General features: G+C 72.4%; 27 protein-coding genes and 1 pseudogene. 8 read left to right on the top strand and 20 right to left on the bottom strand.

Annotation, left to right across the window (positions count from 1 at the left end):
- Positions 1–17: 17 nt before the first annotated feature.
- On the top strand, positions 18–1,283 hold the full coding sequence (locus AC07DF_RS07710; protein ID WP_478967971.1) for an MFS transporter: 1,266 nt from the start codon (positions 18–20) through the stop codon (positions 1,281–1,283).
- Between the two features lie 31 nt (positions 1,284–1,314).
- Here the strand turns inward: AC07DF_RS07710 and AC07DF_RS07705 are convergent, their stop codons facing one another.
- The gene (locus tag AC07DF_RS07705; protein ID WP_478967970.1) at positions 1,315–1,743 is read right to left on the bottom strand and encodes a VOC family protein; all 429 of its coding nucleotides are present in this window, start codon (positions 1,741–1,743) and stop codon (positions 1,315–1,317) included.
- A 273-nt stretch (positions 1,744–2,016) separates the two neighbouring features.
- Between AC07DF_RS07705 and AC07DF_RS07700 the strand changes: the two genes are divergently transcribed.
- Positions 2,017–2,391, top strand: coding sequence for an SH3 domain-containing protein (locus AC07DF_RS07700; RefSeq protein ID WP_478967968.1), 375 nt, complete (start codon positions 2,017–2,019; stop codon positions 2,389–2,391).
- 52 nt (positions 2,392–2,443) lie between these two features.
- Positions 2,444–2,821 (top strand): peptidase M23, encoded by a 378-nt coding sequence (locus AC07DF_RS07695; protein WP_478967966.1) that lies wholly within the window; start codon positions 2,444–2,446, stop codon positions 2,819–2,821.
- Positions 2,822–2,890: 69 nt separating this feature from the next.
- Here AC07DF_RS07695 and AC07DF_RS07690 read toward each other — a convergent pair whose 3' ends face one another.
- Both AC07DF_RS07690 and AC07DF_RS07685 read right to left on the bottom strand, forming a co-directional pair.
- The gene (locus AC07DF_RS07690; protein WP_382485850.1) at positions 2,891–3,238 is read right to left on the bottom strand and encodes a hypothetical protein; all 348 of its coding nucleotides are present in this window, start codon (positions 3,236–3,238) and stop codon (positions 2,891–2,893) included.
- Between the two features lie 39 nt (positions 3,239–3,277).
- Complete coding sequence (locus AC07DF_RS07685) at positions 3,278–3,727, bottom strand: hypothetical protein (protein ID WP_478967964.1); 450 nt, start codon at positions 3,725–3,727, stop codon at positions 3,278–3,280.
- 218 nt (positions 3,728–3,945) lie between these two features.
- On the opposite strand from AC07DF_RS07685, the gene AC07DF_RS07680 reads away from it, so the two are divergent.
- Positions 3,946–5,124 (top strand): hypothetical protein, encoded by a 1,179-nt coding sequence (locus tag AC07DF_RS07680; RefSeq protein ID WP_478967962.1) that lies wholly within the window; start codon positions 3,946–3,948, stop codon positions 5,122–5,124.
- Positions 5,125–5,193: 69 nt separating this feature from the next.
- On the opposite strand, the gene AC07DF_RS07675 is transcribed toward AC07DF_RS07680, so the two are convergent.
- The 4 genes and pseudogenes from AC07DF_RS07675 to AC07DF_RS07660 form a co-directional block, all read right to left on the bottom strand.
- Positions 5,194–6,765, bottom strand: a complete 1,572-nt coding sequence (locus AC07DF_RS07675) for a serine/threonine-protein kinase (RefSeq protein ID WP_478967958.1) — start codon at positions 6,763–6,765, stop codon at positions 5,194–5,196.
- Positions 6,762–7,565 (bottom strand): serine/threonine protein kinase, encoded by an 804-nt coding sequence (locus AC07DF_RS07670; RefSeq protein ID WP_478967956.1) that lies wholly within the window; start codon positions 7,563–7,565, stop codon positions 6,762–6,764. Before AC07DF_RS07670 ends, AC07DF_RS07675 begins: the two co-directional genes overlap by 4 nt.
- Positions 7,566–7,652: 87 nt before the next feature.
- A pseudogene (locus tag AC07DF_RS07665) lies at positions 7,653–8,174 on the bottom strand (class I SAM-dependent methyltransferase); the annotation flags it as partial.
- A 112-nt stretch (positions 8,175–8,286) separates the two neighbouring features.
- Positions 8,287–9,243: an SCO2400 family protein gene (locus AC07DF_RS07660; protein WP_478967954.1), complete on the bottom strand. Its 957-nt coding sequence runs from the start codon at positions 9,241–9,243 to the stop codon at positions 8,287–8,289.
- A 329-nt stretch (positions 9,244–9,572) separates the two neighbouring features.
- Here AC07DF_RS07660 and AC07DF_RS07655 point away from each other — a divergent pair, with 329 nt between their 5' ends.
- Positions 9,573–10,022: a spore-associated protein gene (locus AC07DF_RS07655; RefSeq protein WP_478967952.1), complete on the top strand. Its 450-nt coding sequence runs from the start codon at positions 9,573–9,575 to the stop codon at positions 10,020–10,022.
- 77 nt (positions 10,023–10,099) lie between these two features.
- On the opposite strand, the gene AC07DF_RS07650 is transcribed toward AC07DF_RS07655, so the two are convergent.
- Positions 10,100–11,080, bottom strand: a complete 981-nt coding sequence (locus AC07DF_RS07650) for an EamA family transporter (RefSeq protein ID WP_478967950.1) — start codon at positions 11,078–11,080, stop codon at positions 10,100–10,102.
- A 68-nt stretch (positions 11,081–11,148) separates the two neighbouring features.
- On the opposite strand from AC07DF_RS07650, the gene AC07DF_RS07645 reads away from it, so the two are divergent.
- Together AC07DF_RS07645 and AC07DF_RS07640 are read left to right on the top strand one after the other, a co-directional pair.
- On the top strand, positions 11,149–12,003 hold the full coding sequence (locus AC07DF_RS07645; RefSeq protein ID WP_478967948.1) for a LysR family transcriptional regulator: 855 nt from the start codon (positions 11,149–11,151) through the stop codon (positions 12,001–12,003).
- Positions 12,004–12,191: 188 nt separating this feature from the next.
- Positions 12,192–13,013, top strand: coding sequence for a lipase family protein (locus tag AC07DF_RS07640; RefSeq protein ID WP_478967946.1), 822 nt, complete (start codon positions 12,192–12,194; stop codon positions 13,011–13,013).
- 20 nt (positions 13,014–13,033) lie between these two features.
- On the opposite strand, the gene AC07DF_RS07635 is transcribed toward AC07DF_RS07640, so the two are convergent.
- The 12 genes from AC07DF_RS07635 to AC07DF_RS07580 form a co-directional block, all read right to left on the bottom strand.
- The gene (locus AC07DF_RS07635) at positions 13,034–13,747 is read right to left on the bottom strand and encodes an SDR family oxidoreductase (protein ID WP_478969442.1); all 714 of its coding nucleotides are present in this window, start codon (positions 13,745–13,747) and stop codon (positions 13,034–13,036) included.
- Entirely contained in the window at positions 13,632–15,329 is a 1,698-nt protein-coding gene (locus AC07DF_RS07630; protein ID WP_478967944.1) for an MFS transporter, read from the bottom strand. Before AC07DF_RS07630 ends, AC07DF_RS07635 begins: the two co-directional genes overlap by 116 nt.
- On the bottom strand, positions 15,326–16,243 hold the full coding sequence (locus AC07DF_RS07625) for an NAD-dependent epimerase/dehydratase family protein (RefSeq protein ID WP_478967942.1): 918 nt from the start codon (positions 16,241–16,243) through the stop codon (positions 15,326–15,328). The genes AC07DF_RS07630 and AC07DF_RS07625 overlap by 4 nt, the downstream gene beginning before the upstream one ends.
- 3 nt (positions 16,244–16,246) lie before the next feature.
- The gene (locus AC07DF_RS07620) at positions 16,247–16,777 is read right to left on the bottom strand and encodes a hypothetical protein (RefSeq protein ID WP_478967940.1); all 531 of its coding nucleotides are present in this window, start codon (positions 16,775–16,777) and stop codon (positions 16,247–16,249) included.
- The gene (locus AC07DF_RS07615) at positions 16,774–18,435 is read right to left on the bottom strand and encodes a class I adenylate-forming enzyme family protein (RefSeq protein ID WP_478967938.1); all 1,662 of its coding nucleotides are present in this window, start codon (positions 18,433–18,435) and stop codon (positions 16,774–16,776) included. The genes AC07DF_RS07620 and AC07DF_RS07615 overlap by 4 nt, the downstream gene beginning before the upstream one ends.
- Positions 18,422–19,246, bottom strand: coding sequence for a hypothetical protein (locus AC07DF_RS07610; protein ID WP_478967936.1), 825 nt, complete (start codon positions 19,244–19,246; stop codon positions 18,422–18,424). Before AC07DF_RS07610 ends, AC07DF_RS07615 begins: the two co-directional genes overlap by 14 nt.
- The gene (locus AC07DF_RS07605; RefSeq protein WP_478967934.1) at positions 19,243–20,796 is read right to left on the bottom strand and encodes a beta-ketoacyl-[acyl-carrier-protein] synthase family protein; all 1,554 of its coding nucleotides are present in this window, start codon (positions 20,794–20,796) and stop codon (positions 19,243–19,245) included. The genes AC07DF_RS07610 and AC07DF_RS07605 overlap by 4 nt, the downstream gene beginning before the upstream one ends.
- Positions 20,786–21,076, bottom strand: coding sequence for an acyl carrier protein (locus tag AC07DF_RS07600; RefSeq protein ID WP_478967932.1), 291 nt, complete (start codon positions 21,074–21,076; stop codon positions 20,786–20,788). Before AC07DF_RS07600 ends, AC07DF_RS07605 begins: the two co-directional genes overlap by 11 nt.
- On the bottom strand, positions 21,073–21,348 hold the full coding sequence (locus tag AC07DF_RS07595; protein WP_478967931.1) for an acyl carrier protein: 276 nt from the start codon (positions 21,346–21,348) through the stop codon (positions 21,073–21,075). Before AC07DF_RS07595 ends, AC07DF_RS07600 begins: the two co-directional genes overlap by 4 nt.
- Positions 21,349–21,443: 95 nt before the next feature.
- Entirely contained in the window at positions 21,444–22,856 is a 1,413-nt protein-coding gene (locus tag AC07DF_RS07590; protein WP_478967929.1) for a class I adenylate-forming enzyme family protein, read from the bottom strand.
- 6 nt (positions 22,857–22,862) lie between these two features.
- The gene (locus tag AC07DF_RS07585) at positions 22,863–24,077 is read right to left on the bottom strand and encodes a 3-dehydroquinate synthase II family protein (RefSeq protein WP_478967927.1); all 1,215 of its coding nucleotides are present in this window, start codon (positions 24,075–24,077) and stop codon (positions 22,863–22,865) included.
- Complete coding sequence (locus AC07DF_RS07580; RefSeq protein WP_478967925.1) at positions 24,074–24,892, bottom strand: 2-amino-3,7-dideoxy-D-threo-hept-6-ulosonate synthase; 819 nt, start codon at positions 24,890–24,892, stop codon at positions 24,074–24,076. The genes AC07DF_RS07585 and AC07DF_RS07580 overlap by 4 nt, the downstream gene beginning before the upstream one ends.
- Positions 24,893–25,250: 358 nt before the next feature.
- On the opposite strand from AC07DF_RS07580, the gene AC07DF_RS07575 reads away from it, so the two are divergent.
- Positions 25,251–26,582, top strand: a complete 1,332-nt coding sequence (locus AC07DF_RS07575; RefSeq protein ID WP_478967923.1) for an MFS transporter — start codon at positions 25,251–25,253, stop codon at positions 26,580–26,582.
- Positions 26,583–26,599 lie beyond the last annotated feature (17 nt).

The following is a 26,599-nucleotide window of genomic DNA, read 5'->3' as shown; positions in this document are numbered from 1 at the left end:
GGGAGTGTGCGCCGGGCATGGCGGGCAGGCGGTCGCTGGGGCGGCGGTTCGGGTGGTTGTGGGGGGCCTACGCGGTCAGCACGGCCGGTACGTGGCTCGCGTTCGACGCGTTCGCCCTGATCGCGGTCCTCGTGCTGCACGCGGGGCCGACGCAGGTGGCGCTGCTGGCCGCGGCGGGACCGGCGGTAGGCGCGGTGGTGTCGGTGCCGCTCGGGCCGTGGGTGGAGGTCCGCCGGAAACGGCCGGTGATGATCGCGACGGACCTGGTCCGGTGCGTGGTGCTGCTGAGCATCCCCGTGGCGTTCGCGCTGGGCCGGCTGAGCTTCGGTCAGTTGCTGCTGGTGTCGGTGGCCGTCGCGGCGGCCGACATCACCTTCAACGCGGCGGCCGGGGCGTTTCTGAAGGACTTGGTGCCCCGGCGGGACCTGCTGGTCGCGAACGGCCGGTTCGAGGCGACGAACTGGACCGCGAGCATGGTCGGGCCGCCGCTGGGCGGGGCCGCGATCGGGCTGTTCGGCCCGGTGACGAGCGTGGTGGCGAACGCGGTGAGCTACCTGCTCTCGGCGTTCGGGATCGGGGCGATGGGCGGTGGCGAGAAACCCCCTGCCCCGTCACTGTCCGCCGGGACCCGGCCCCGGGCGGGCGACCTGCTCGACGGCTGGCGATACATCCTGGCCGATCCGGGCCTGCGCCCGTTGTTCTTCAACACGGTCCTGTTCAACGCCCTGGTCATGGCGGCCTCGCCACCGCTCCTGGTCCTGATGGTCGATCACCTGCGCTTCGCCCCTTGGCAGTACGCCCTCGCCTTCGCGGTGCCCTGCGCCGGCGGCCTGCTCGGCTCCCGGCTGGCGCCACGGCTCGTCGAACGATTCGGCCGGCACCGGGTTCTTCGCACGGCCGGGGTGCTGCGGGCGGGCTGGTCGCTGGGACTGGCCTTCGTCGGCCCCGGCGCGGCCGGGCTGGCGCTGGTCATGGTGGTCGAGTTCGGGCTGATCACCTGCTGCGCCGTGTTCAACCCGGTGTTCGCCACGTACCGCCTCGAGCGGACCCCCGCGGGCCGGGTCAGCCGCACCCTGTCCGCCTGGTCGGCCACCGGTAAGGCCACCCTCGCGGCCGTGACCGCGCTGTGGGGCCTGCTGGCCGGCCTGACCGGCCCCCGCACGGCCCTCGCCCTCGCCGGGGCCCTCCTCCTCACCACCCCGTTCCTGCTTCCCCGCCGAGACCACGCACCGGACGCCGGCCCCGGTGCGCCGCGCCTGCCGCTCAAGGCGGACGGCGGCTGACCGGGGCCGACAGGGTGGTTTCCGGGCCGGCTCAGACCGCCCCGGGCACGTCCTCCGTGACGCCGTTCAGCGGGGAGGCCGGGTCGGTGCCGTACGGGCGGGTGATGATTTCCAGGCCGTGGCCCGCCGGGTCGAGGAAGTAGACGCCTCGGCCGCCGTCGTGGCGGTTGATGCGGCGCGGCTGATTGCCGTGCGGGTCGGCCTGGATGGGGATCCGCGCCGCGACGAGACGGGCGAGGGCCTCGTCGAACTCTTCCTCGGAGACGAGGAACGCGTAGTGCTGCATGGGAATGTCGGCGTCGATGGTGAGGAAGTCCAGCGTGACGCCGTTGGCGGTCGTCACCGGCAGGAACACTCCGGCCGGTGCCCCGACCTCGAGGCCCAGGATCTCCGCGAGAAAACGAGCGGACTTCTCCCGGTCACGGGACAGGACGATGGTGTGATTGAACTCGACTGACACTGGTCAATGCCTCCACGGGCATCTCCGCGGCGCCTCCATGCCTCACCCGGCCGGTGACCGGCACGCGATGCCGCGCCGTGGATCGTAGACAGAGGCGGTGAGGGGCGTCGAGCGGTTTTCGGCCGCGTCCGGCAGGGTGGCCGAACGCTCGCGTCCCTGCCGTCCCGGACAACCCTGACAATTGTCAGGGACCGTGCCGCCCCGGGTCTCCCTACAGTGCTGAGCGTCGGCCACGAGCCGCATCGCTGCACATCAGTTCAGGGGGAACTCGACATGTCCACTCGTATCTTCGCCAGGGCCGCGCTCGTCGGCGCCGGGGCGCTCGCGCTGCTCGGCCCGCTCACCGCGGGAACCGCCGCGGCGTCGGCCGCCGGCCAGGAGGGCGTCGCCCGCGTCAAAGCGGCGCCCTACGCGGTCGTGCCGTACGAGAACGTCAACGTCCGCTACGGGCCCGGCACTTCCTACGGAAAGATCACCACCAGCCCGGCGGGGCAGCCTCTCGGCGCCTACTGCTGGACCCGTGGCGAGCGCATCACCGACAACGGCTACAGCAACGACGTCTGGGTGAAGCTCCTCGAGGGCTACGTGAGCGCCGTGTACCTCAAGGGCAACGAGTACGGCGACCTGCCGGCCTCGGCGCGCTGCTGACCCACCTCATGACCACTCCCGACCACACCATCGTCCTACGGGGGACAGACACATGAAGCGACTGATCAGCCGTACCGCCATGGGCCTCGCCGCGACCGCTCTCGTCGTCGGCTCGCTGGCCGGCACCGCCCAGGCGGCCCCGGCCGCCGCGGCGAACAACGGCGACCCGACCCTCACCGACGTCTACATCTGGGCCACCGACGTCAATCTGCGCCAGCAGCCGACCACCGAGTCCCCGCGTCTCGCGGTCCGTTCGAAGTGGTGGGCGGACGCCGTGTGCCAGACGCAGGGCCAGACGGTGCACGACCCGGCCGTGGGCACCAACAACTGGTGGACCGCCGTCATGGAGTTCTCGGGCAGTGACATCGCCTGGGTGAACAACCTGTACATCCGGGGCGGCGAGAAGATCGCCGGAGTCCCGGACTGCTGACGCACCATCGCTCCACACGCCTGCGGCGGGTCACCGGGAATTCGGTGACCCGCCGCAGGCTCGTGCCGGTCAGCAGTAGCCCATCGGGCCCATGTCCGTGTAATAGACGTAGTCGACCTTGACCCAGCCGGTGACATTGCCCCGGTGGGCCGTCAGGTAGATCCAGTGACCGTCGCCGTTCCAGCAGTGGGCGGTGAACGTCTCGCGGAAGTACCCCTGGCCGTGGATCGTTCCGTCCACGGGCCTGCTGCGGATGTTGACGCCGTCACCGAGGAAGTAGCCGCCCCGGGACTGCACCCGCTGCGTGGACGTGTCCGAAGCGGGCGCCTGCTCCTGGGCGTTGGCGGTGACGGGCGACAGCATCAGGGCCGCACCCGCCAGGGCGAGACACGCGGCGCGCCGGATGTGTCTGCGCATGACTGACTCCTTCTTGTCGTCCTGCGTGGTGGGTGCGGCTCAGTACCAGCCGGTCGAGGTCAGGTCGTGGCCGTCGCAGGAGAGCAGCGCGCGCGAGACGCGGCCGTTGAGGTTGTTGCCCATCTGCGTGTAGGCGTAGTTGATGCCGGCGTCGACGGTCTCGGAGACCCATCCGTCGACCCGTCCCACGCCGCTGTTGGAGCGCTGCAGCACGGCCGCGCAGCCGGGCCTCGAACTCTCGATCCGGGCGAAGGAACCGCACTTGTCGGAGTAGAAGTACTTCAGGGCCATGCCTTCGGCGTACTTGGTGGGCCCGATCTGCCGGAACGAGCCCGAGCAGAAGGAGGTGGTGGGGTACTGCCCCTCCTGGCCGTAGGCCCCGTAATTGCCGCCCGAGTACGGCGCGGCCTGGGCGGAGGTGGGGAGGAGCGCCATCACAGCGGCGGCGCCCCCGGCGGCCAGCAGTGTCCTGAGCGATCGGCGGCTCATGAGCTCTCTTTCGTCGTCGACGGGTGGTCTGGTCGTGACCGTAAGGGCCGTCACCACATCCACGACACCTGACACTTATCAGGGTCGAACACCCAGGTCGTCTCGTTTCGGGGGCTCCCTGACATACGTCAGGACCGCACGCCCCGCGCCTCCTCCTAATGTGGCGGCGCGGGGGGGGCACGTCCCGCCGGACACTCGGGCGACCATGAAGGGCAACCATGCGCACACTCCTGCGCGGCGCCGCCGCGTTCGCGACCGTCGTCACGATCGTGTCGCTCCCGGGCGGCGCGACGGCGGTTCCCCGGCCGGCCACGGCCGTTCAGGCCGGCCGCGGCGCCGAGGCCGTCCAGATCCCGGACGGCGTCACCGCCGGGGTCGCGGTCTTCGACCGCCGCACCGGCACCTTCACCGAACAGGTCGATGAGAGCGCGCGGTTCCGGTCCGCGTCGGTCGTCAAACTGCTGCTGGCCCTGGACTTCCTGTGGGACCGAGGGCCCGACCACACGGTCCCCGAGGCCGACCGGGCCCGCCTGGAGCCGATGCTGCGCAGCAGTCGGGACGATGCCGCGGACCACTACTGGTCGAACTACGGTGGCTCGGCGATCATCGACCGGATGTCCGCCCGGCTCGGCCTGCGCGACACCGCGCCGCCGCCCGCCGGGTACGAGGGCTACTGGGGCTACACCGCCCTGTCGGCCCGCGACACCGTGACGATCTACCGCTACCTCCTGGACAAGGCGCCCGCGCCCGTCCGCGACTTCGTCATGGACAATCTGCGGCGCTCCACACGCTGCGCCTCGGACCGCTTCGACCAGCACTTCGGGGTCGCCGGGTCGTTCGAGCGGCCCTGGGCGGTGAAGCAGGGCTGGTCCGGGAAGTACGCGAAGGGGACGTGCGGCGCCTCGGGAACCACGGCCGGGGCAGAACCGGCCGCCGCTCCCGCCGTCAAAGCCGCCGCGGCCGTGGACCTCACCCGTCCCGCGCTGCACACCACCGGCACGGTGGGCGCGGACGATCGGGCGATCGTGGCCGTGCTGACGCTGCATCCGGTCGGGACGTCGTACGGGAAGGCCTACACCGACCTCGGCCGGCTGACCCGCTCGCTGAACGTGCCGGGCGGGGTGCGGCCCTCCGGGACGTGGTTCGGCACCTGGGGCGAGTTCGTGAACGTCCGCAAGGGTCCGGCCACGGGCGATGCCCGGGTCACTCAACTCCCCGCCGGAGTCGAGGTGCTGGTGGGGTGTCAGGTCCGTGGCCAGGTGGTCAGCGTGCCGCCCTACACCAACGAGTGGTGGGCCTACTTGCCCCAGTACGGGGGCTACATCTCCAACATCTACGTCAGCTCGCCGGACAACCGGCTGCCGAACGTCCCGGAGTGCGCCTCGGCGCGGCCGTGACGGGAGCGGGGGACGAGCGGTGGGCGGGGCCCTGACGGGTCCGGCCCACCGCTCGCGCGTGCCGAGGTGTCAGCGCTCGTAGGCTTCGAGGTAGCGCAGCACCTTGTCCACGTGCGGCCGTACCCGAGGCGGCACGCCGCCCTCCTCGATGACCGTGCGGTCGCTGGTGCGGTAGCCGGCCGCGACCAGCGCGGGAAGGTCTTTTTTCGGCAGCCCTGCCTGTTTGAAGCGCTGGTCGAGCCAGCAGACGTACAGGCTCATCGTGGCGATCGCGTCCGGCGGCGACATGTGGTCCTTGTCGCCGTCACCGTCACCGTCCACGGCCCAGGCGCGGAACACCGACGGGGTCCACATGGCGACGCCGTACTCGTCGCTCTCCGGGCGGGACGCGTTGGTGTCGAAGCCGCTCTCCGCCTTGATCAGCGCGGCGAGCAGGACGGGCGTGATCTCCTCGTCGGTGCAGCGGTGGGCGGCGCGGGCGATGACGGGGCGCAGCGCCTCGGGTACGTCGGAGTCCGCGGGTATCTCACCCGGCACCGGTCTTCGCGCGCCGGTCGCGGCGGCGGAGACACCGTTGTCACGGTCGTCGTCCCGGGTGCCGGCGCCTCCGCCGAGCAGGGCCACGCCGGCGACCGCTCCGGCCGTCAGGACGACGAGCCCGGCCGCGAGGGCCGGCACCAGGCGTCGCCGGCGGCGGCGCGGAGCGCCGGCGATGACCTCGATCCGGGCGGCGATGTCGCGCGCGGTGTGCGGGAGACGGGTGGTGTGGTCCGGTGCCAGGCAGTCGGCGATCAGCCGGCGCGTGCCGTCGGCGAGGTCGGCGTCGAGCCGTAGGGGTGCGGTGCCGCGCGCGTAGGTCTGGGCGGCGAGCGAGCGGGCCCGGGCCGTCGCGCCCGCGAAGGGATGGAGTCCGCCGGTGAGCACCTGGTGGGCGAGGACGCCGAAGGCCCAGATGTCGGCGGTGGGCCGGACCACGGCGCCCCGGGTGCCGGTGCGCTGCGACCACCACTCGGGCGGCAGATGGTCGAGGGTGCCGAGCGGCGGCAGATGGGCGTGGGTGCCGTCGAGTTCGGTGGCCAGCCCGAAGTCGGCCAGCCACACCTGCCCGCCCGGCCCGAGCAGGACGTTGGCGGGTTTGAGGTCGCCGTGCACCCAGCCGGCGTCGTGCATATGGGCCAGTCCGGCGGCGACCCCGCGCAGGACGCGTTCGGCGCCGTCGATCGGCCGGCCGCTCCCGGCGGCGTCCAGTACGTCCTTCAGGCTCTTCTCGGCACGGTCCATCACCAGCGCGATCGCACCGTCCAGGCCGGGCAGTTCCGGCGCCTCGACGGTGCACACGGCGTGGGTCCGGACGAGGTGCGGATGGTCGGCCTCGGCGCTGAAGCGGACCTCGCGTGCCACGAGTTCGCCGAGCGCGGCGCGCTGGCCGGGGCCCAGGGCACCGGTCGGCAGCACCTTCACCGCCGCGGGCGTGCCGTCGGCGACCGTACGGGCCTCGTACACGGTCCCCCAGCCGCCGGAGCCGATGATCGCGCCGAGCTCCCAGCCGTCGATCCGGAAGCCCTCGGGGAGACGGGGGCGAGTCGCTTCCAGGTCGTCGTCCCGCAGTTCCTGGGGGTCCTGTGCGTCGGGTGTCGTCATGCGCCGGCCTCCTGCGGGGCGAGGCGCCCGGCGCTGCGGGGCGGCAGCAGGCCGAGGTGCTCTTCACGCACCAGGCCGAAGCGCAGGGCGACCGAGGCGAGCCGGGTGCGCTTGGCGCCGGTGCGGCCGCCGTCGGCTCCGGCAGCGCTCTCCTCGCCGAGATCGAGGCGCAGTTTGGCGAAGGCGAGATAGTCGATGTGGTAATTGACCGCCGAGCGGGTCAGGTCCCGGCAGGACGCCAATGGCCGCAGTCGCTCCACGATCTGCCCGACGCCGGGCAGCGCCGAGTCGGAGGGATCGCGCAGCCGGGGCTCGCACAGGGCCACCAGGACGAGGAAGTACTTGGAGGTGGGGTCCAGGGCGAAGGGGTGGACGGTCTGTTCCCCGCCGCCCGGCGAAGACCGCTCGCCGAGGTAGGCGTGCTGGGGAGCGAACACCTTGAAGGCGGCATTGCCGGACAGGGCCGGGAGCACCACCCGGGAGAACTCGAAGGGCACGGGCGCGCCGAGGCGCCCGGGGGCGACGGTGAGGTACTCGCCGGCTCCCTCCAGGTTCTCCACGACGTACGACACGCTGCGGCTGAAGTTGGACAGCCGCCAGTAGTCCCCGGCCGCCTCGAGCTGCCCGGCGCGGCGGGAGACGCCGGGGTCGGTCAGGGTGATGCGCACTCCCGTGCCGCCGGGCATGCCGCGTCCGAAGTCGGCGATGTCCCCGGGCCCCAGGTGGATCAGTTCGGGACTGCCCGCCCCGTCCCCGTCCCACTGTGCGGGACCGGGCAACTGCACGATGATCGTTTCCACAACGGATTCCCCCGATGCTGACGCCCCCGATTTGGTCGCGAGGATTGTACGGGCGGATTCCGGTTGCGCAGAGCCGACGGGGCCGTCTCAGCGGGCGGTTTCCGGGCGTTGTCCGACGAACACGAATTCCTTCCCCGGGCGGTCGGGCGCGTCACGTACGTCCTCCACCACGAAGCCCTGCGCGGCGAGTTCGGTCTCGACCTCCAGCCGCTCGCGGAAGCGCAGCGTCGACTGCGACGTCAGCACCTGTCCGTCCGCGGCGAACCGATAGACCCCACGGAACGTCACCAACGGGCCGGACACGTCGAGCAGTTCGACCCAGTGCTCGACGGCGCCGGTTCCGGGGACGTCCGCCACCGCGTACGTGGCCTCGCGATTCCACTCCTCCCAGGCGCGGCGAGCCGGGATCCGCGTCTCGAAGACCAGGCGGCCTCCCGGCCGCAGAGCGGCCCGGGCCCCTCGCAGGAACGCACGCCAGTCCTCGGGGTCGGTGATCTCCTGGGCCGCGTTGCCCGTCATCGTCGCGAGGTCGGCGGTCAGGGGCGGCAGGGCCGTCGCATCGCCATGGATCCACCGCACCCGCTCGCCACCGGGCTTGCCGCGAGCGACCGTAGACCGCGGCGAGCCGCGGATGCCGGAAGCACTCGTCAGCCATGCGCCCGAAGGTACGGAGAGCGGGCCGCGGGCGGCCACCGGATTTCGGCGGCCGCCCTCTCGTCGTTCAGCCCAGGCAGATGACGAGCAGGCAGAGCTCCTTGGACTTCGAGTCGGAATCCGAGTTCGAGCCCGATCCCGAGTTCGAGGGAGCGGTGGGTGTGGGGCTCGCCGCCGGCGGGGTCGTGGGGTCCGAGGGCTGCTGTGTGTCCGCACCGCTCTCGGCGGGGGGTGTCGTCCGCTCGGTGACCTTCGACGTGGACGCACCGGCGTTTCCGGTGACCGTGTCGGCGGTGCTCGGGACGGTGGTCCGCTGCCGCGGGGTCGTCAGCGGCAGCTCGCGGGGCGTGGCCGCCGCGTCCGTCCTCGGGTCCGCCGGTGAAGTGCGGGGCGTTGTGGTCCGGGCCTGCTCGCGGTGCGGGGCCTTGCCGGTCCCCGGCCGCGTGGGCGTGGAACGCGGGGTGTCGCGCTGGGTCGACGTCGGTTCGGTGTACGTCGGTGCCTCTCCGCCGGCGCCGCCCATGGTCGTGTCCTCCGGCGTCGTGGCCGCCTGGACGCCGGGAGTCGAGTCCCCCTTCATGGCGGCGACGGTCAGGCCGCCGCCGACGAGCGCGACGGCGGTCGCCACCACGGCCCGGCGCTGGTTCTTCTTCCAGCGTGCCAGCTGACGACGCCGGGCCGCCCGCCCCTGCTGCGGGACCCGGTAGTCGTCGGCCGCGGCGGTGCCGTGTCCGTCGGACGGGTCCGTGTCCGGTATCTCGGGGCCCCCGGCCGGGTCCGTGACCGGGGCCTCGTGGACTCCGGGCGACCCGGTGTACCCGAGGTGGAGCTCCCGGGTGCGGGCCCGGTTCTCGTCCCACACCGTCCGGTCGTCCCACACATTGCCCTCACGCCACACGGGAGGCGCGGCAGGGCCGGTACGGCCGTCGGCGGCGGAGGGGTCGATGTCCGGGGCGTAGGCGCCGCACCCCGGGCAGACCAAGGCGCCGTTGAGGTGCCGACGGCACGAGGAGCAGTAGTCCATGTGTGGTCTTCCCGATCTGACTGGTGGGATCGAGCCGTAACGCTAACGAGACTTTGGAAGAGCCGTGTGCAGCCCGTGTGACACCCCTGCGCAGATCCTCTGCACGTCGCGTGCGCCATAAGCGACCCGTGAGTAAAGCCGGAAGAGGCTGGGCACACTCGGGCACCCGCCGCCGGGACTTCCGGCCCGGCCGGCCCCACGGACCGGATTCTCGCTCGCGCTCGCCACATCTCGCCTGAATTTCCCGGGAGTTGGCGCACAACCCTTTGAATCCCCTGCGGGTCACACCATGCAGGAGCAACCACCTCGAAGAGTTGCAAGGGGGAAATATGAGATTCATCCGTTCCGTCCTGGCCGCGTCCGCCGTGGCCGCGCTGTCGGCGGGAACCATGACCGCCCTGGCGTCGCCCGCGTCCGCCGCGCCCAACACCACTCCGCAGAAGGTCTGCGGCAGCGGCTACAAGACCGTGAACTCGGCGGCCGTCGGCACGCTCGGCACGGTCTACCTCACGTACAACGCGTCCAACGGACACAACTGCGTCACGACCATCCGCAACAACCCGGGGGCGGCCGTGGACATGTCCGCGTACGTCTGGGTCCCCGACACCGAGGAAGGTGACTCGGACGCGGGGCTCTTCAAGTCGTACGCCGGACCGACCTACGTCCGGGGCAAGGGCCTCTGCGTCGACTGGGGCGGCAACATCGCCAACGTGTACGTCCAGGTGGTCGGCTCCAACTGTGGCTCCCTGAAGGAACACCGGACCACCTTCACCCGCTGACCCCCCTCCAGCCGGGTCACCACTGCCCCGCCGCGCGTTCGCGGGGGACCGTGGTGGCCCGGTTCCTCGTGTGGGGCTCAGGCGCGTGAGGTGAGGATGCTGAGCGCGTTGGCGGCCACGATGGCCGCGACGGCGGCCGATTCCGTCCAGCCCAGGTTCTGGCCGAGGACGATCCAGCCGACCACGGCGGCCAGCACGGGGTTGACGCTCATGAAGAGCCCGAAGACCCGGGCCGGGACACGGCGCAGGGTGAGGAGGTCGGCCAGATAGGGGACGGCCGAGGACAGGACGCCGGCCACCAGGGCGTAGGCCACGGACCCCGCGGTCGGCGGGTGGTCGACGACGAGGACGATGCCGACCGGCAGGAATATCAGGGCGGACACCCCGGCCGCGGCGGCCGATCCCTGCACTCCGGGGATGCGCCGGCCGACGGTGCGGTTGAGCAGGATGTACGACGCCCAGCAGACGGCCGCGAGCAGTCCGAGACCCATTCCCAGGTAGTCGGTGGAGGGCTGCGGCCGCATCAGGGTGACGACGCCTGCCGCGGCGATCAGCGCGCAGCAGGCGTCCACACGGCGGCGCGACGCGGCGAGGGCGATGCTCAGAGGCCCGAGGAATTCCAGCGTCACCGCGAGGCCGAGGCCGACGCGGTCGATGGCGCTGTACAGGGACAGGTTCATCGTCCCGAACACCAGGGCCAGCAGCAGGACCGGCCACCACTGGCGCTTGGTGAAGGTACGCAGGTGGGGGCGGCCGACGGCCATCAGGACGATCGCGGCGACGTACTGTCGCACGGCGACGACACCGACCGGTCCGAGGACGGGGAAGGCCAGGGAACCGATCGCGGCGCCGGTCTGATTGGACAGACCGCTGCCGAACATGGTGACCACACCGGCGAGGCGCTTGCCACCGGCGTCCGGGACGCCGGGAGCCGGGGTGCCGAGTTCCGGGGTGCCGAGTTCCGGGGTGCCGAGTTCCGGGGTGCCGAGTTCCGGGGCGGAGGACGCCGTGACGGTTCCCTGCGCGGGCGCCGGCGTCGGTGCGGAGGCTGCGTGCATGACCCGATCCTGAGACTGCCCGGGGGTTGCGCAAAATGCATCCGGGGCGCCATCTATACGCTGCAGTCATGGATGTGGAGCTGCGGCAGTTGCGCTGTCTCGTCGCGATCGTGGACGAGGGCAGCTTCACCGATGCCGCCATCGCGCTCGGAGTCTCCCAGGCCGCCGTGTCCCGCACGCTGGCCTCCCTCGAACGCGTTCTCGGGGTACGGCTGTTGCGGCGGACCTCCCGCGAGGTGAGCCCGACCGGAACGGGGCTGCGCGTGCTGGGGCATGCCCGGCGGGTGCTCGGCGAGGTGGACGATCTGGTCCAGGAGGCCACCTCGGGTCATGCCTGCCTGCGGGTCGGTTACGCCTGGTCGGCCGTGGGCCGCCACACGCTGGCGTTCCAGCGCCGCTGGACCGACACGCGCCCGGAGACGGAGCTGCGGCTCGTCCGCGTCAACTCCGCCACCGCCGGGCTCGCGGAGGGGGCCTGCGACCTGGCCGTGGTCCGCAGGCCACTGGACGACCGCCGCTTCGACTCCGCCATCGTGGGCCTGGAAAGACGGTTGTGCGCGATGGCCTCCGACGACCCCTTGGCCCGCCGCCGCTCCGTGCGGCTCGCCGACATCGGCGGACGCACGCTGCTGATCGACCGGCGGACCGGCACCACCACGACACAGCTGTGGCCACCGGACTCCCCTCCGGCGACCCGGGCCACCCACGACGTCGACGACTGGCTGACCGCGATCTCGCTGGGCCGGTGTGTGGGCATGACGGCCGAGTCGACCGCGCACCAGTACCCGCGCCCCGGCATCGTCTACCGGCCGGTGCGCGACGCCGAGCCGATCGCGGTGCGCCTCGCCTGGTGGCGGGACGAACCGCATCCCGCCGCCCAGGCCGCGCTCGAACTGCTCACGACGCTGTACGGCACGGGATGACCCGGCCGCACGTGCCGCAGGAGCGTCCCGGTCACGCCGGCGGTCCGTCCGGGTGACCCCGGGGCGCGCTGCCACGAAAGCGGCCCCCTGCCCGCGATAGGACGGGGCTGCCTCCCCCGCCACCTCAGGGTGCCGTTTCCGCGGCTCGCCTCAGCCGCCGAGCGCCGCACCCGGGAAAGGACCCGCTGGTGTCTGCGCCCCACAGCATCGATCACTCCGTCACCGGATACAGCCTTCAGCACGCCTACTGGATGGCCAAGGCGTCCGACCTGGCCTACAAGGACCGGGCCACCATCGAGCAGCGGGCGCGGCAGTGGGGGTTCAACCGGGTGCTCCATCACGAGACGCGGTTCACGCCGCCGTTTCCGCTGGAGGACACCCAGGCGTACACGATGGCCAGTGACAGGATGATCATCATCGGTTTCCGGGGGACGGAACCGGTGCAGATCCGCGACTGGCTCACGGACGCCGTCACACCGCCCGTACCGGGCCCGGCAGGCACCGGATACATCCACCACGGCTTCGGCGAGGCCCTGGAGTCGATCTTCCCCACGGTCCGGGACGGCCTCGCCGACCTGCGCGACCAGGAGCAGTCGGTCTGGTTCACCGGCCACAGCCTGGGCGGGGCACTCGCCATGCTGGCCGGCTGCCGGATGTACCTGGAGGAGCCGCAGCTGCGGGCCGACGGCGTGTACACCTTCGGCCAGCCGCGTACCTGCGACCGGCTGCTCGCCAAGGCCTGCAACAAGGGCTTCAAGGACCGGCTCTACCGGTTCGTCAACAACAACGACATCGTTCCGCAGATGCCCCCGGAGCCGGCCTTCACCCACGTCGAGGCCCTGCGGTACATCGACTCCCACGGCAAGGTGCACACCACGCTGCCCTTGGTCACCGGGTTCGTCGACCGTGCCGGCGGCATGACCGCCGACGCCTTCGCCCCGGCGAGCGACGGAGTGCGCGACCACTTCATGAACAACTACGTCAGGGCTCTCGAACGCAACCTGGCCTGAATCAGGGGGACACCCCGCCCTCAGTGCCCCAGCCCGGCGCCTCCGTCCACCGGGACGACGGCGCCGCGCACATACCCGGCACCGGCCAGGAACGCCACCGCGTCGGCGACCTCCCCGGGGCGGGCGAGGCGGCCGGCCGGGGTCCGGCGCAGCAGGTCCTCGCGCTGGCGGGCGGTGAGGGCGCGGCTCATGTCCGACTCGGTGAGGCCGGGCGCCACCACGTTGCAGGTGATGTCCCTGGGGCCGAGTTCCTGGGTCAGCGACCGCGCGAACCCCACCAGCCCGGCCTTCGCCGCCGCGTAGTTGGTCTGCCCGGGTGCGCCGTGCAGCGCCGACGTGGAGGAGACCAGCACGATACGGCCGTGGCCTTCGCGGAGCATCCCGCGCACGGCTCGCCGGGCGACGCGGAAGGCACCCGTGAGGTTGATGTCGATGACGGAGGTGAAGTCGGCGTCGCTCATCCGCACCAGCAGGCGGTCGTTGGCGGCGCCCGCGCCCGCGACGAGGACGGTGACCGTACCGTGGGCTTCCTCGGCCTCCGTGAAGGCCCGGTCCACCTGATGGCTGTCCGTCACATCGCACCGTACGGCGAGGAAGCCCTCACAAGCGGGCGGCTCCTCACCTCGGAAGGTCACCGCCACCCGGTCTCCCGCCGCCGCGAAACGGCGGGCGATGGCCAGCCCGATCCCCCTGTTTCCCCCGGTGACGAAGACTGAACGGCTCGTTGCCCGCACCGGCATGGCTTCCCTCTCCTGTCCTGTCGCTGTCCTGTGTGCTCTCATGTCGCGGTGCTCGGGTCCGCAGCCCTGCGACGGCCACCGCGCATCCGACGAGGGCCAGGGCGGCGACGGCGAGGGTGGCGGTGTACATCGCGTCGAGGAAGGCCCGGTCCGCCGCGGCCGCCAGTTCGGGCAGGCGCAGTGAACCGGCCAGCGAGCGGGCCGCCTCGGCGGAGGCCCGGGCCTGCTCCTCGGCGGCCGGGTCCAGTCCCTGTGCGGTGCCGGGCAGTTCGGTGTCCGCCATCCGCTCCCGGTACACGCCGGAGAGGATCGAACCGGCCATCGCCACCCCGAGCGTTCCGCCGACCTGGCGGGTGACGCTGTTGACGGCCGAGCCCGCGCCCGCGAGATGCGGTGGCACCCCGCGCATCATCGCGGCCGTGACGGGCGTTCCGACCAGGCCCATCCCGAAGCCCTGGATCCACAACAGCGCGACGATGACCGGGATGGGGGTGCGCCCGTCGAGCCAGGCGTAGGCGACGTAGGTGGCCGCCGTGGCCAGGACGCCGGCCGCGACCGTCCACCGGGCCGACAGCAGCCTGCTCAGCGCCGGGGACGCCTGACTGCCCAGGACGATGCCGATCGCGGCGGCGATCATCACGGTGCCGGCCTCGGCGGGGGTGAGCCCGCGGGGCCCCTGCAGATAGAAGGCGGCGTAGAACAGGTGCCCGGCCAGGGCCATGAACGCGATCAGCAGCACCACGCTCCCGGCCGTGAAGCCGGGCTGCCGGAAGAGCCGCAGGTCCAGGCTGGGCGCCGGGGACCTGCGCTGACCGGCCACGAAGGCGAGGAGCAGGGCGCCGCCCAGGGCCAGCGGGAGCAGGACGCGCGGCCCGTACCAGGCCTGTCCGTCGCCGGCTTCGATGATCCCGTAGACCACGCCGCCGAGGCCGAGCACCGACAGGGCGAGGCCCGGGAGGTCGAGCGCTCTGCGCCGGGGCCCCTTCAACTCGGGTACGACGGCGGCGACTCCGGCCAGGCACAGGGCGACGATCGGCACATTGACCAGGAACACCGATCCCCACCAGAAGTTGCTGAGCAGCGCCCCGCCCGCCACCGGGCCGACGGCCACGCCCAGACCGCTGGAGGAGCTCCAGATCGCGATCGCGCGGGTACGTTTCGCCTCCGGGGTGCTCTGCACGATCACCGACAGGGTCGCCGGCATCAGCAGCGCGCTGCCCGCGCCCATGAACGCGCGTGCCACGACCAGCCACGCCGGGCTCCCCGCGAAGGCCCCGGCGGCGGAGGCCGCGCCGAACAGCGCGAGTCCGGCGAGGAGGGTGGCCCGGGGGCCGAACCGGTCGGCCAGCGCGCCGCCCGCGAAGAGACCGCCGGCGAAGACCAGGGTGTAGGCGCTCGCCACCCACTCCAGTTCGGCGGGCGTCGCGCCCAGGCCCTCAACCGGGTCGGCCAGGGTGGTGACGGCGACGTTGAGGATCGAGGTGTCCAGCCAGATCAGCATCTGGGCGCAGACGACGACCAGGAGGACGGCCGCCGGCCGCGACGGGACGGCGGCCGGTTCGCCGGGCCCGGTCATGGCGTCCCCAGCCCGTCACGCCAGCTGGGCCGCAGCGGCTTCCAGCCCAGCGTCGTACGCGCCCGGTCGTTGGACGCGCCCCGTGCCGCGGTGAGCTGATGGGCCGTGAACCAGCCGAGCAGCCGGGGCGCCATCGCCGCCGGAACCGTGCGCGGGACAGCAGCGCCCAGCGCACGGGCGTAGTGCGGCAGCCACTCGGCGGCCGCAGCCGGTTCGTCGTCCGTGATGTTCAGGACGCCGGTGGCCTCCGACTCGACGGCCGCCACGGTCGCTGCCACGGCGTCCTCCACATGCAGGAACGAGGTGATCCCCGCCCCGCCCTCCGGCAGTGGGAGCTTCCCGGCCAGCACCCGCTGCCCGGTTCCGCCGGTACGGGCGTAGGCGGTGCCGGGGCCGTACAAGGTGCCGTACCTGATGACCAGGCCGCTCAGGCCCGCACCGTTCAGGACCAGTCGTTCGAGTTCGGCGACGGCCCGTACGGTGGCGGCCCAGCCGGGGTCCGGGGCGTCCACGTGCAGCGGTGCGTCCTCGTCGAGGACCGGAGCCCCGGCCGGGGCCGCGGCGAAGGCGATGGACTGCGCGACCAGCCGCCGCGCTCCGGCCGCCCGGGCCGCCTCGGCCAGGTGGGCGGTGCCCTCGGTGCGCAGTCGCGCGGTCCGCTCGAAGGCGCCCGCGGGATCGTCGCGCAGCAGCCGCAGCGCCGTCATCTGGTGCACGACCACGTCGGGCCGGACGGCCGCGACCGCCGGCAGCAGGGACGCGCGGTCGAGGGCGTCGGCGACCACGGTCTCGTCCGCGTCCGGGGCCCGGGTGGCGTCCCGTACCAGGGCGCTCACCTGGTGCCCCCGCGCCCGCAGCGCGCCGACCAGCGGATGCCCGACCACTCCGGAGGCACCGGCGACCAGTACCCGCACCGCTCAGCCCTCCCGGTCCGGGGCGACCCGCATCAGCAGACGGCAGGCCTTGTCGCCGTCGCGCAGACAGCTCTCGGCCCGGTTCTCGGTCAGGGCCACGCCGAGCCCTTCGGACCAGCCCGCGTGGATGTCGGTGCAGGGGCACCGGTAGCCCTCCAGCGAACCGGCCATCCGCACCATGGTGATGGCGAAGTTCCGCCGCAGGGTGAGGACGATTCCGTCGTCGCCCTCCACCTCGGTGGAGGCGTTGCGCAGTTCCGGCGGGAACATGCGGTCACCGCACTCGTCGTAGCGGCGGCGCAGTTCCTCCAGGTCCTTGCCGGTGTCACCGCTGTCGGGCAGTGGGCCCGACCGGCGGGCGACGCGCTGCCCGACGTGCACGGCCACCTTGCGCATCGCCTCCGCGTTGATCTCGTTCGCGGCCTCCTGCCCGAAGCGCCCGGCCACCCCCTGGTACCAGTGGGCGTCGTGCTGCCACCACAGTCGGTACGCGTCCACGGTCCGCGCCCGGTGGTCGGTCCCGCCGTTGCTCACTCCTGCCCCCTTGCGGCGAACCGGTCGCGCATCACGCGTTTGAGGACCTTGCCCGTGGCGCCCTTGGGCACCTCGTCGGGCTCCATCCGCAGGGCCCTGGCCACCAGGGGGAACCCGGCGGCCGCCAGGACCGCGTTGACCCGCCCGGTCCAGGACTCGCCGTCGCCGGCCTGGGCGCCGTCGTCCGCGAGCTGAAGCAGCGCGTACGCCTCGGCCTCTCCCCCGCCGTCCCAGTCCGCCCGTACGCCCTCGGGGGCCACCCCGACGACCGTGCAGTCGGCCAGTTCGGGCAGCTCCCGCAGGAGCAGTTCCTCGGTCCGGGTGCTGAAGAGGAGCCCGTCGCGGGTCCGGATCGCGTCGGGCGCCCGGTCGAGGTGGTAGAAGTTGCCGTCCTCGTCCTGGTGGGCGAGATCCCCGGTGAGCCAGTAGCCGCCCAGCCGCAGCCGGTTCCAGGTCAGCGAGTCGTTCCAGTAACCGGGCGTGAGGGTCGGCGACTTCAGGCCGAGGCGGCCGATCCGCCCCGGTGGCAGCGGGGTGCCGTCCTCGGCGAGCACGGCGGCCTCGGCGAAGCTGATCGGCTTGCCGACGCAGCGCGAGTAGGCCGAGGTGTCCTTGGTGTGCCGGTTGTGGAAGACGGAGTAGCCCGCCTCGGACGAGCCGAGCCCGTCCACGAAGACGGAGCCCTCCACCCGGGTACGGCGCAGATCGCGCCCGATCCTCTCGTGGCTGCCGTACCGCACCAGCGCCCGGATGTGCGCCTCGTGCGCGGCGTCCCCGGTGTTGAACCACACCTGGACACTGTCCAGCCGGCGATCGGTCAGGTCCTCTGCGGCCATCTCGCCGAAGGTCCCGGCGAAGGCCAGCACCGTGGTCGGCCGGAACTCCTCGATGGCGTCCAGCACATCGCTGCCGCGCCGGCTGGAGAGCAGCTTGATGTCCGTGCGGAGCAGCAGGCAGTACAGCAGTGTCGCCACCATGGCGTTGTGCGCGCCCGGCAGCCCGACCAGGGTGCGCTCCATGTCGGTCCCGGTGGAGTAGCGCAGCCGGTGCACCTGCGCGTACATCAGCGTCCGGTGGGTGTGCGGAACCCCCTTGGGGGTGCCGGTGGTTCCGGACGAGTGCGAGATGAGCACCGGGTCGGTGGGGTCGTGCCGGTACGGGTACGACGACGGCAGGGCCGCGCGGTCCCCGGGCCGGATGCCGGCGGCGGTGACGCAGAACCCGAGGCCCGGTCCCGACAGCACCGCCTGGTGCTCCGGGTCCGTGAAGGCGCCCACCGCCCCCTGGCCGCGCACGTACTCCCGGGCGGTCTCCGGGGCCAGGTTGCCGTTGACGAACGAGGGGATCGCGCCGAGGGACGTCAGTGCCAGGAAGTTCACCGCGAACTCGGTGCTGGAGTGGGAGTGCACGGCGACCGGGTCGCGGGGCCGCACTCCTCGGGCCGCGTACCAGCCCGCGTAGGTCTCGACCGCCTCGATCAGCTGCCCGAGCGTCAGCACCCCCGGACGGCTGCCGCCCGGCGCCTGCCAGCTGCCGTCCGTGCGCAGCACCGGCTCGTCGAGCGGGCGGCCGTACGCCCTCAGGCGCTCCAGGACGTTGCCGGCGCCCAGTTCGGTGTCGGAGCAGATCCGGGCGCGCTCCTGCCTACTGATGAGCATGGGCTTCTGTCTCCTTCCTTGCCTCGGAGTCGGACGTGAGGACGAACGCGGGCGCCTGCGGGGGCGTCACCAGGAGGTGGCCGCCGCCGTCCCGCGTCAACCGCCGGTGGCCGGCGGCCAGATCGAAGAGGCCCTGGATGCTTCCGGGGCAGGCGGCGGTCCCGGTGTCGCGGCCGGGTGTCTCGTCCGCCCGGACCGTGACGGGAGTCCCGGCGCCGGGACGGGTGAGCAGCAGCGCGGCCGCCCTTCCGGCGTTCGCGGGAAGGTCCGCCAACGGGTGGTCGCCGACGTCCAGTTCCCGGTGCACGGCGGCGGCCCGCTCTCCGCCGCCCAGCTCCACACCCAGCACCAGCACCCGGTCCAGCTCCGGGTCCTCCAGCAGGAGATCCGCCATGGCCAGCAGTTCGGTCAGCGCGTCGTCCAGGGTGGAGATGCTGAACATCTGCCCGGTGATCCCGAACTCCCGGCTCATGTGGCCCAGTACGGAGTTGGGGGTGGCCTGCATGAACAGCAGCGGGTTGTGGACGCGCCCGGCGACCATACGACGGCTGGCCAGATCGGCGGTGGTGGTGTCGCCCATCAGGCCGGCCAGCGCCACGGCGGTCCGGGAGTCTCCCCCGGGGGTGCCCCCATCGGGCCGTTCGGCCAGGCACCGCCTGGCGACCTCGTACGCCAGCGGGCTGAACGCCGACTCCACGAAGCCGGGCAGCCTCGGCAGCTCGATGTCGTCAGGGCGCCCGGTGCCGTGGGTCGCGGTGGCGCTCTCCATGACGCCGAGGGGTGAGCGGGGTACGGGCTTGTCCGTCGTCACGGCCGCTCCAGCACGAGTGCGGTGTTGGCGCCCCCGAAGGCGGCGTTGATGGTGAGGGCCCGGCGTGGGTCGGCCCGGCGCGGCCGGTTCGGCACGCAGTCGAGGTCGCACTCCGGGTCGGGCCTGGTGAACCCGGCGGTCGGTGGCAGCACACCGTCCGTCAGGGCCAGCATCGTGATGACGAACTCCACGATGCCCGCCGCCTCCAGGAGGTGCCCGGTGGTGCTCTTGGTCGAGCTCACCGGGATCGCATCGGCCCGCTTCCCGAGGGCGGCTCGCAGCCCCCGGGTCTCGGCGCCGTCGTTGTACCGGGTGCCGGTGCCGTGGGCGTTGACATAGCCGAGAGCCGCCCCGTCCGGGTCGCCGGCCAGCCGCAGCGCCTGCCGTGCGGCCCGGGCCAGGCCGGCTCCCTCGGGATGCGGCTGGGCGATGTGGTGCGCGTCCGTCGCCGCGCCCCAGCCCGGCACGGACGCCAGCGGCCGGGCACCGCGCCGCCGGGCGTGCTCGGCGGACTCCAGTACGACGGCCGCGACTCCGTCGCCGAGCAGCAGCCCGCTGCGGTCGGCGCTGAACGGGCGCACCATGCCGTCGCGGGAGAGTGCCCGGCCGGAGTCGAACTTGCCGAAGGTCTCCTCCTCCACGAGGTAGCCGCCCGCGCAGACCGCCACGTCGATCCGGCCGGAGGAGATCAGCCGGCAGGCGTGGATGAGCGCGGCCGCGGAGGCGACACAGGCGTTGGTGAAGGTGAGCCGGGGCCCGGTGAGCCCGAGCCGCCCGGCCAGCAACTCGGCGAGCCGCGCGGGCACGGCGTCGGCGAACCGCGCAGCGGCTCCGCCGCCCGGCTCCCCACCGGACCCGCCCCCAGCCACGACACCCGCGTTCCGGCCCACGCCCTCACCGGCAACGCCGCTCGGGCCAACGCCCCCGTTCCGGCCCGCGTCCGCGCCCGCGGCGCCATCGAGCCATTCACCCACGTGCCCGCCCACGCCCTCACCGGCAGCACCGTTCCGGACAACGTCCCCGCTCCGGACAACGCCCTCACCGGCAACGCCGCTCGGGACAACGCCCCCGTTCCGGCCCGCGTCCGCGCCCGCGGCGCCATCGAGCACAACACCCGCGTGCCCGCCCACGCCCTCGCCGGCAGTCCCGTTCGGAACGACGCCCCCGTTCCGCCCCGCGCCCTCGTCCTCAGCGGCACCCCCCGATACGGACGTGGCCGCCTCCGGCCGGTTCCGCCAGTACCGCGTCACGCTGGTGTGGTCGCCGGCGACCCCGAGCAGGATCGCCGCCTCCGTGCCCGGGCCGAGGCCGGCCATGTCGAGGGCTGCCGTGCCGCAGCGGGCGAGTGCGTGGCGCAGGGCCCAGTCCTCGACCGCATCGGGTCCGTCGGGGGCGGCGGCGGCCATGGGTGTCCGGTACGGGCCGGTGTCGAACCGCGTGGTGGGGCGGAAGGCGGGGACCCCCGCGAAGACCCCGCGCCGGAGGGCATCGGCGCCCGTGCCGAACGCGGTACGTATGCCGAAGCCGGTGATCGTCACGTCACCGCTCATCCCGGCCGCTCCCTTCCGCCCGGCCCGTCTGTGCCGCGCGCAGATATCCGGTGAGCCGCCGCAGTGAGGTCAGCCCGGCGATGTCCTCGTCGGTGGGCTCGACGACCAGGCCGTAACGCTCCTCGACCACATGGAGCAGCCACACCAGCCCGAGGGAGTCCAGCACCAGTTCGGCGTCCTCGCCGAGGTCGTCGGGCAGCCCGGGGAAGACCTTGCGGTCCGACAGCAACCGCCGGACCGTGTCGGTGGTGATGAGGGACGGCGAGGCTTCCGTGCTCATGCCCGCGCACCGCGTCGGACGACCTCGGCGACGAGTCCGCCGAGGGTCAGGGAGGCCAGCGGCTCGATGTCGGTGTCCGGGATCTCCACGCCGAACCGGGACTCCAGCCGCATCGTGAGCTCGATCAGGCTGAGCGAGTCGACGTCCAGCCCGCCGACGGTCACGGGGCTCTCGTCGGTGATGCCCTCACGGCTGGTCAGGATGTTCATCTCGTCGACGACCGCGGTCAGGACGAACTCGCGGATCTCTTCTTCCAGGGTCGATGTGCTCATGGTCGGAGAACTCCAGTGAGAGGTACCGGTGGGTGGATCGGGGGCATGAGGGAATCGGGGGATCGTGCGGAAGGTGTTCGGCGGCCGGGGCCGGCCTACGACGCACCGCCCGCCGCCGCCCGCAACGCCGCCGCCTGGCGCAGCAGCTTCCCGTTGGACGTACGCGGCATGGTCTCCAGCAGCCGGATCACCCGCGGCAGCTTGTGGTCGGCCAGCCGCTCCCGGCACCACCGCAGCAGCTCCTCCGCGGACGGCTCCTCGGTGTCGGCGGCCACCGCGACATACGCCTCGGTCACGCCCTCGTGGACCAGGACCGCCTGCTCGACCGCCGGGTGCTCGCGGAGCACGTGCTCGACCTCGGTGAGATCCACCTTCAGACCGCCGGTCACGACGAGCGAGTCGGCCCGGCCGTGCACGCTGACCGCCCCGGTGTCGTCCACGGTGGCCCGGTCCCGGGTGTGCAGCCAGCCGTCCGCGTACTGCGAACCGCCCGAGTCGAAGAGATACGGGGACTCGGCGAGCGCCACGTCCAGTTCGCCCCGGTACTGCCGTACCACCACGCCCGGTGCGGCCCGGCCGACCGAGGGCCGCAGCGCGCCGGCGACGTCGATGGCGACGATGCCGGTCTCGGTGGTGCCGTAGGCCTCGCCCACCGGGACGCCGTACCGTTCGGCGAACCGCGCCGCCACCCGCGGGGGCATCAGCTCGCCGCCCGACACGGCGATCCGCAGTTCGGGCAGGGCGGGGGGATCGAGGGCGGACGCGAGCAGTTCGAAGTGCGTCGGCACTCCGAACAGTGCGGTGACCCGGTGGTCCACCGCGGTCCGCAGGATGTCGCGGGCCGAGACGCGGGGCGCGAACACCACGGAGGCGCCGGCCGCCAGTGAGTGCAGCAGTCCGCCGATCAGACCGAAGCTGTGCGCTGTCGAACTGAGCAGCAGCAGCCGGTCGCCCTCCCCCGGCATGCCGGGGACCGTGGCGAACGCGTCCACTTCGGCGGCGAGCGACCGTACGGTCCTGCCGATGACTTTCGGCCGTCCCGTGGAGCCCGAGCTGAACTGCACCAGCCGGTGCCCGGTGGCGGCCGGCCGGCCGGACCTGTGGCACTCGGTGGTGACCTCGTACTCGGGCCGGAAGCCGAACGCCGCCCGGACGTTGGACCCGGCGCCGACGAGGAACTGCGGCCGGCAGACCGCGCAGAGGGCCTCCACCTCGGCCGGTTTGAGCCGGAAGTCGAGGAGCAGCACCTGGGCGCCGAGCCGCCACAGCGCGAGCAGCACCTCCACCTGGGTGAAGCTGGGCGGTGTCCGCAGGCCGACGGTGCTGCCGGGGCCGATGCCGTATCCGGCGAACACGGCGGCCTGTTTGGCCACCCGCTCACGTAACTCCGCGCGGGTGACCGTCTCCTGCCGGTGTATCAGCAACGGCAGGCCGTCGTCCCGGGTGTCGAACAGCCGCTGGACGAGGGAGCCTATCGAGTCGGCCGTGTCCGGTGCGAGTTCGCCCATGGGGCCTCAGACCTCCTTGCAGAACTCGCCGATGGGCAGCCCGACGTGGCGCTTGTCCGTGGCCAGGTAGCCGAGCAGTTCGTCACCGGTGCGCAGTTCGGTGACGTTGAGGACCTTCCCGCCCGGGCCGAGCACCCGTACGTGCCAGTCGTCCTGCACGGTCAGGCTGACCAGCCGTCCGTCCTCGGCGTGGGTGCGGATCTCCAGCAGCGGCCGGGACTCCAGCTTGGCCCGGCCGACGACGACCCGCCGGGTACGGCCGTCGGCGCCGACCGCCAGCAGGACGCTGCCGGAGCCCACCTCGCTCAGGTAGTTGGTGCGGTTGTCCGGTCCGAGCGTGTACGAGTGCAGGGCCCCGGCGTTGACCCGGAACGGCCGGGTCGGCATGTACGGCAGCGGATGGGTCTCGCTGCAGCACAGGACGAAGCCGGAGGAGTACGAGCCGACGAGGATGCCCTCGTCCTCCTCGAAGTGGGAGCAGGTGTCCACGCAGACCCGGTCGCCGAGTCCGACGTGCCGGATGCTCTCCACGGTCAGGGTGGACAGCTCCAGCTGGGGTGTCGTGGCCTCGAGCAGCCGTGCCAGCGCGAACACCTCGTCGGCGCCGCGGGGCGTGAACAGGATGCCGTCCGAGCCGCGTTCGAGGACGTCGAAGACGATCGCCGCCTCCTCCAGGCCGTCGACGACGGTCACCAGTTTGCCGTCGGCGGACTCGGCGGCGGCGAGGACGATCTCCAGCGGGATCTTGGTCGGGTCGGCGAAGTGGATGACGGTGTACGGCAGTTTCATGGCAGCCGTGCACGACAACTGGAGCGTGCGGTCGTCCCGTACGTCGACGACGCCGGCGGCGGGTGTGCCACCGGCGGCGCGGTTGCCGGTGGCAAGGGCGTCCAGCTCGTCCTCGGTGCCGAACCTCCGCAGCAGGACGTCGATCCCGGTACCGGCCGGGGAGCTTCCGGACCTGGAGGGGGACCCGGCCTCGGCCGCGTCCTTCGCCTCCTTGGCGCCGGTGCCCTTCCCCTCCTTGTCACCGGGCTTCTTCGCGGCGGCCGGGGCCCGGCCCTCGGGTGCCAGCACCCGGGTGACGGTCGGGGGCAGCGTCGCGAGCAGCTCGGCATCGGCGGCCACCACCCCGGCCATCCGGGCGTGGACGGCGGCGTCGACCACCGCCTGGAGCTGCCGGCCGGGGACTTCCCGCAGATCGATCCATGCGAACCTCATGCGACTCCTGCCACGAACGTCGAAGGGTTGGTCATGCTCATGCCATTCGAGCCACCGCCGTCGCCGTGCACGACCGCGGAGAGGCGGGACACCAGGGAGGCGGGCGAAGGGGACGAGAAGATCCGGCGGCCGACGGCCAGTCCCGCGCAGCCGGTGGCCATCACGGCGGTGCCGTACTCGACGAGGTCGGAGCCGTCCGGCGGACCGCCCGCCGCGAGGACGGGGATGGGACTGCCCGCCACCACCTCCGCCATCCGCTCGACCGGCAGGGCGACGGAGGTCTTCACCATGTCCGCGCCCAGGTCCGCGGCGACATTGGCCAGATGCGCCAGGAGGACGGGATCGCGCGGGTCCTCGATCCGGGGGCCACGAGGGTAGACCATCGCGATCAGCGGCATGCCCCACTCGTCACAGGAGCGGGCCACCGCCCCCAGGTCGGCGAGTTGCCGTGCTTCGGTGTCCGAGCCGATGTTCACGTGGACGCTGACCGCGTCCGCGCCGAGCCGCAGGGCCTCTTCGACATCGGCGACCAGCACCTTGGCGTGGACGTCGGCGGAGCAGGCCGTACTGGCGCTCAGATGCACCACCAGCGCGCAGTTCTTGAGGATGTCCGGCGCGAAGGCGCGGGCGCGTCCCTTGTGGACGATGATCCCGTCGGCCCCGCCGTCCACCAGCGCCCGCAGCAGACCGTCCCACTGGCCGGCGGGGACGATCGGGCCGTCCGAAACGCTGTGATCGAGGGGAACAAGCAGATGCCGGCCGTCACCGGCCAGCGAAAGTCTTCTCAAGCGTAATAACTTGCCGGTTTTCAGCATGGGTAATACGCCTCCCCAGCCGGTGGCCGCATAAAGTCCGAAAAACGATGGTCGTAGAACTTTCAAGTTGCGCCGTGGTGAGCATTTCCCGTGCGGCGGGCGGTTGGCAAGGTGTGATCACTGGTCAATATTTATGCGGGATTCGGCATGAATATTGACAGCAATGTGACAGGTGCAGCGGGATTGACGACCGCATGGAGTGCTGTTCGTGGAGTCTCGGGCGCTTTGTTGCGGATGCCACGTGTAAACGGTCGACAATTCTCCCGCACCCCTGCGGTCTCGTTCGATAATTCGGACGACCGGGTTTTCCTGACGCTTCCTTGTCGAATTCGAATTTCCGGGCCTAGGGTGACTTCTCATGCCCGAATCACTGTCCAGGACGACAGAGAAAGCCGTCGCAAGGCCCGAGGCCCCGCGAGTCGCCGTCGCGAGCCTGGTCGGCACCACGATCGAGTACTACGACTTCGCGGTGTACGGCACGGCCTCCGCGCTCGTCCTCGGCCCCGCCTTCTTCCCGTCCGGCGACCCCACCGTCTCCTCACTCGCCGCGTTCCTCACCTTCGCCGCGGCGTTCCTGTCCAGACCCCTCGGCGTCGTCCTGTTCGGGACGATCGGTGACCGGCTGGGCCGCAGACGGGCCCTGGTCGCCTCCCTCTTACTGATGGGCGTGGCCACGGTCGGCGTGGGACTGCTGCCCACGTACGAGACCGCCGGACTCCTCGCCCCGGTCCTGCTGGTGACACTCCGTCTGCTCCAGGGCCTCAGCATGGGCGGTGAGTGGGGCGGGGCGGTGTTGCTCGCCGCGGAGCACGCACCGCGCGGCCGCCGCGCGCTGTACGCGTCCGTCCCGCAGGCCGGCCCCTCGCTCGGCTTCCTGCTGTCCAGCGCCGTCATCCTGCCCACGCTCGAGTTCGCCGGCCGGGACGGCTTCACCGACTGGGCCTGGCGCATCCCGTTCCTGCTCAGCACCGTGCTCGTCGTGATCGGCCTGTGGGTGCGTTCGACGGTCTCCGAGTCACCCGTGTTCCGCGACGCGGCTCATCGCACCGCACGGACGCCGGACCCGGCGCCGGGGTCCCGCTTTCCGCTGGCCACGCTGCTCAAGCGGCATCCCGGCCGGCTGCTGCTCGGTACCGGCGCGGCGATCGGCGGTTCGGCCGTCTACTACCTGACGATCGTCTACAGCCTGTCGTACGGCCCGAAGGAACTGGGCATCCCCCAGAACACGATGCTGACCGCCGCGAGCGTCGGCGCCGCGGCCGGCATCGCCATCACCCTCCCGGTCGCCAGGCTGTCCGACCGGATCGGCCGCCGCCCGGTGATGCTGACCGGAGCCGTCGGCTGCGTGCTGTGGGCGGTACCCATGTACGCGTCCCTGAGTTCGCGCGACGCCTGGCTGATCACCGGCGCCTACACGGTCGGTCTCATGCTTCTCGCGCTCATGTTCTCCCCGGTCGCCGCCTTCCTCCCCGAGCTGTTCCCCGCCCGGCTGCGCTACAGCGGAGCCTCCGCCGCCTTCATCCTCGCCAACACCCTCGGCGGCGGCTTCGCCCCCCTGGTCGCCACCTGGCTGAACAGCCGCTGGGATTCCCCGCTCGTCCTCGGCTTCTACACCGGCGGCCTCTGCCTGCTGAGCCTGCTGTGCCTGCTGGCCCTCCCGGAGACCCGCGACCACGAGTTCGACACCTGACAGTTCACACCTACGGC

This window comes from Streptomyces sp. NPDC044719, assembly GCF_056433405.1.
This window is presented reverse-complemented; position numbering and strand designations above follow the sequence as displayed.

Bases quoted from the DNA above. Each gene is read 5' to 3' on its own strand.
- AC07DF_RS07710 (WP_478967971.1), top strand. From the start codon at position 18: ATGGCGGGCAGGCGGTCGCTGGGGCGGCGGTTCGGGTGGTTGTGGGGG.
- AC07DF_RS07700 (WP_478967968.1), top strand. From the start codon at position 2,017: ATGTCCACTCGTATCTTCGCCAGGGCCGCGCTCGTCGGCGCCGGGGCG.
- AC07DF_RS07695 (WP_478967966.1), top strand. From the start codon at position 2,444: ATGAAGCGACTGATCAGCCGTACCGCCATGGGCCTCGCCGCGACCGCT.
- AC07DF_RS07690 (WP_382485850.1), bottom strand. From the start codon at position 3,238: ATGCGCAGACACATCCGGCGCGCCGCGTGTCTCGCCCTGGCGGGTGCG.
- AC07DF_RS07685 (WP_478967964.1), bottom strand. From the start codon at position 3,727: ATGAGCCGCCGATCGCTCAGGACACTGCTGGCCGCCGGGGGCGCCGCC.
- AC07DF_RS07680 (WP_478967962.1), top strand. From the start codon at position 3,946: ATGCGCACACTCCTGCGCGGCGCCGCCGCGTTCGCGACCGTCGTCACG.
- AC07DF_RS07675 (WP_478967958.1), bottom strand. From the start codon at position 6,765: ATGACGACACCCGACGCACAGGACCCCCAGGAACTGCGGGACGACGAC.
- AC07DF_RS07660 (WP_478967954.1), bottom strand. From the start codon at position 9,243: ATGGACTACTGCTCCTCGTGCCGTCGGCACCTCAACGGCGCCTTGGTC.
- AC07DF_RS07655 (WP_478967952.1), top strand. From the start codon at position 9,573: ATGAGATTCATCCGTTCCGTCCTGGCCGCGTCCGCCGTGGCCGCGCTG.
- AC07DF_RS07650 (WP_478967950.1), bottom strand. From the start codon at position 11,080: ATGCACGCAGCCTCCGCACCGACGCCGGCGCCCGCGCAGGGAACCGTC.
- AC07DF_RS07645 (WP_478967948.1), top strand. From the start codon at position 11,149: ATGGATGTGGAGCTGCGGCAGTTGCGCTGTCTCGTCGCGATCGTGGAC.
- AC07DF_RS07630 (WP_478967944.1), bottom strand. From the start codon at position 15,329: ATGACCGGGCCCGGCGAACCGGCCGCCGTCCCGTCGCGGCCGGCGGCC.
- AC07DF_RS07615 (WP_478967938.1), bottom strand. From the start codon at position 18,435: ATGCTCATCAGTAGGCAGGAGCGCGCCCGGATCTGCTCCGACACCGAA.
- AC07DF_RS07605 (WP_478967934.1), bottom strand. From the start codon at position 20,796: ATGAGCGGTGACGTGACGATCACCGGCTTCGGCATACGTACCGCGTTC.
- AC07DF_RS07600 (WP_478967932.1), bottom strand. From the start codon at position 21,076: ATGAGCACGGAAGCCTCGCCGTCCCTCATCACCACCGACACGGTCCGG.
- AC07DF_RS07595 (WP_478967931.1), bottom strand. From the start codon at position 21,348: ATGAGCACATCGACCCTGGAAGAAGAGATCCGCGAGTTCGTCCTGACC.
- AC07DF_RS07590 (WP_478967929.1), bottom strand. From the start codon at position 22,856: ATGGGCGAACTCGCACCGGACACGGCCGACTCGATAGGCTCCCTCGTC.
- AC07DF_RS07585 (WP_478967927.1), bottom strand. From the start codon at position 24,077: ATGAGGTTCGCATGGATCGATCTGCGGGAAGTCCCCGGCCGGCAGCTC.
- AC07DF_RS07580 (WP_478967925.1), bottom strand. From the start codon at position 24,892: ATGCTGAAAACCGGCAAGTTATTACGCTTGAGAAGACTTTCGCTGGCC.
- AC07DF_RS07575 (WP_478967923.1), top strand. From the start codon at position 25,251: ATGCCCGAATCACTGTCCAGGACGACAGAGAAAGCCGTCGCAAGGCCC.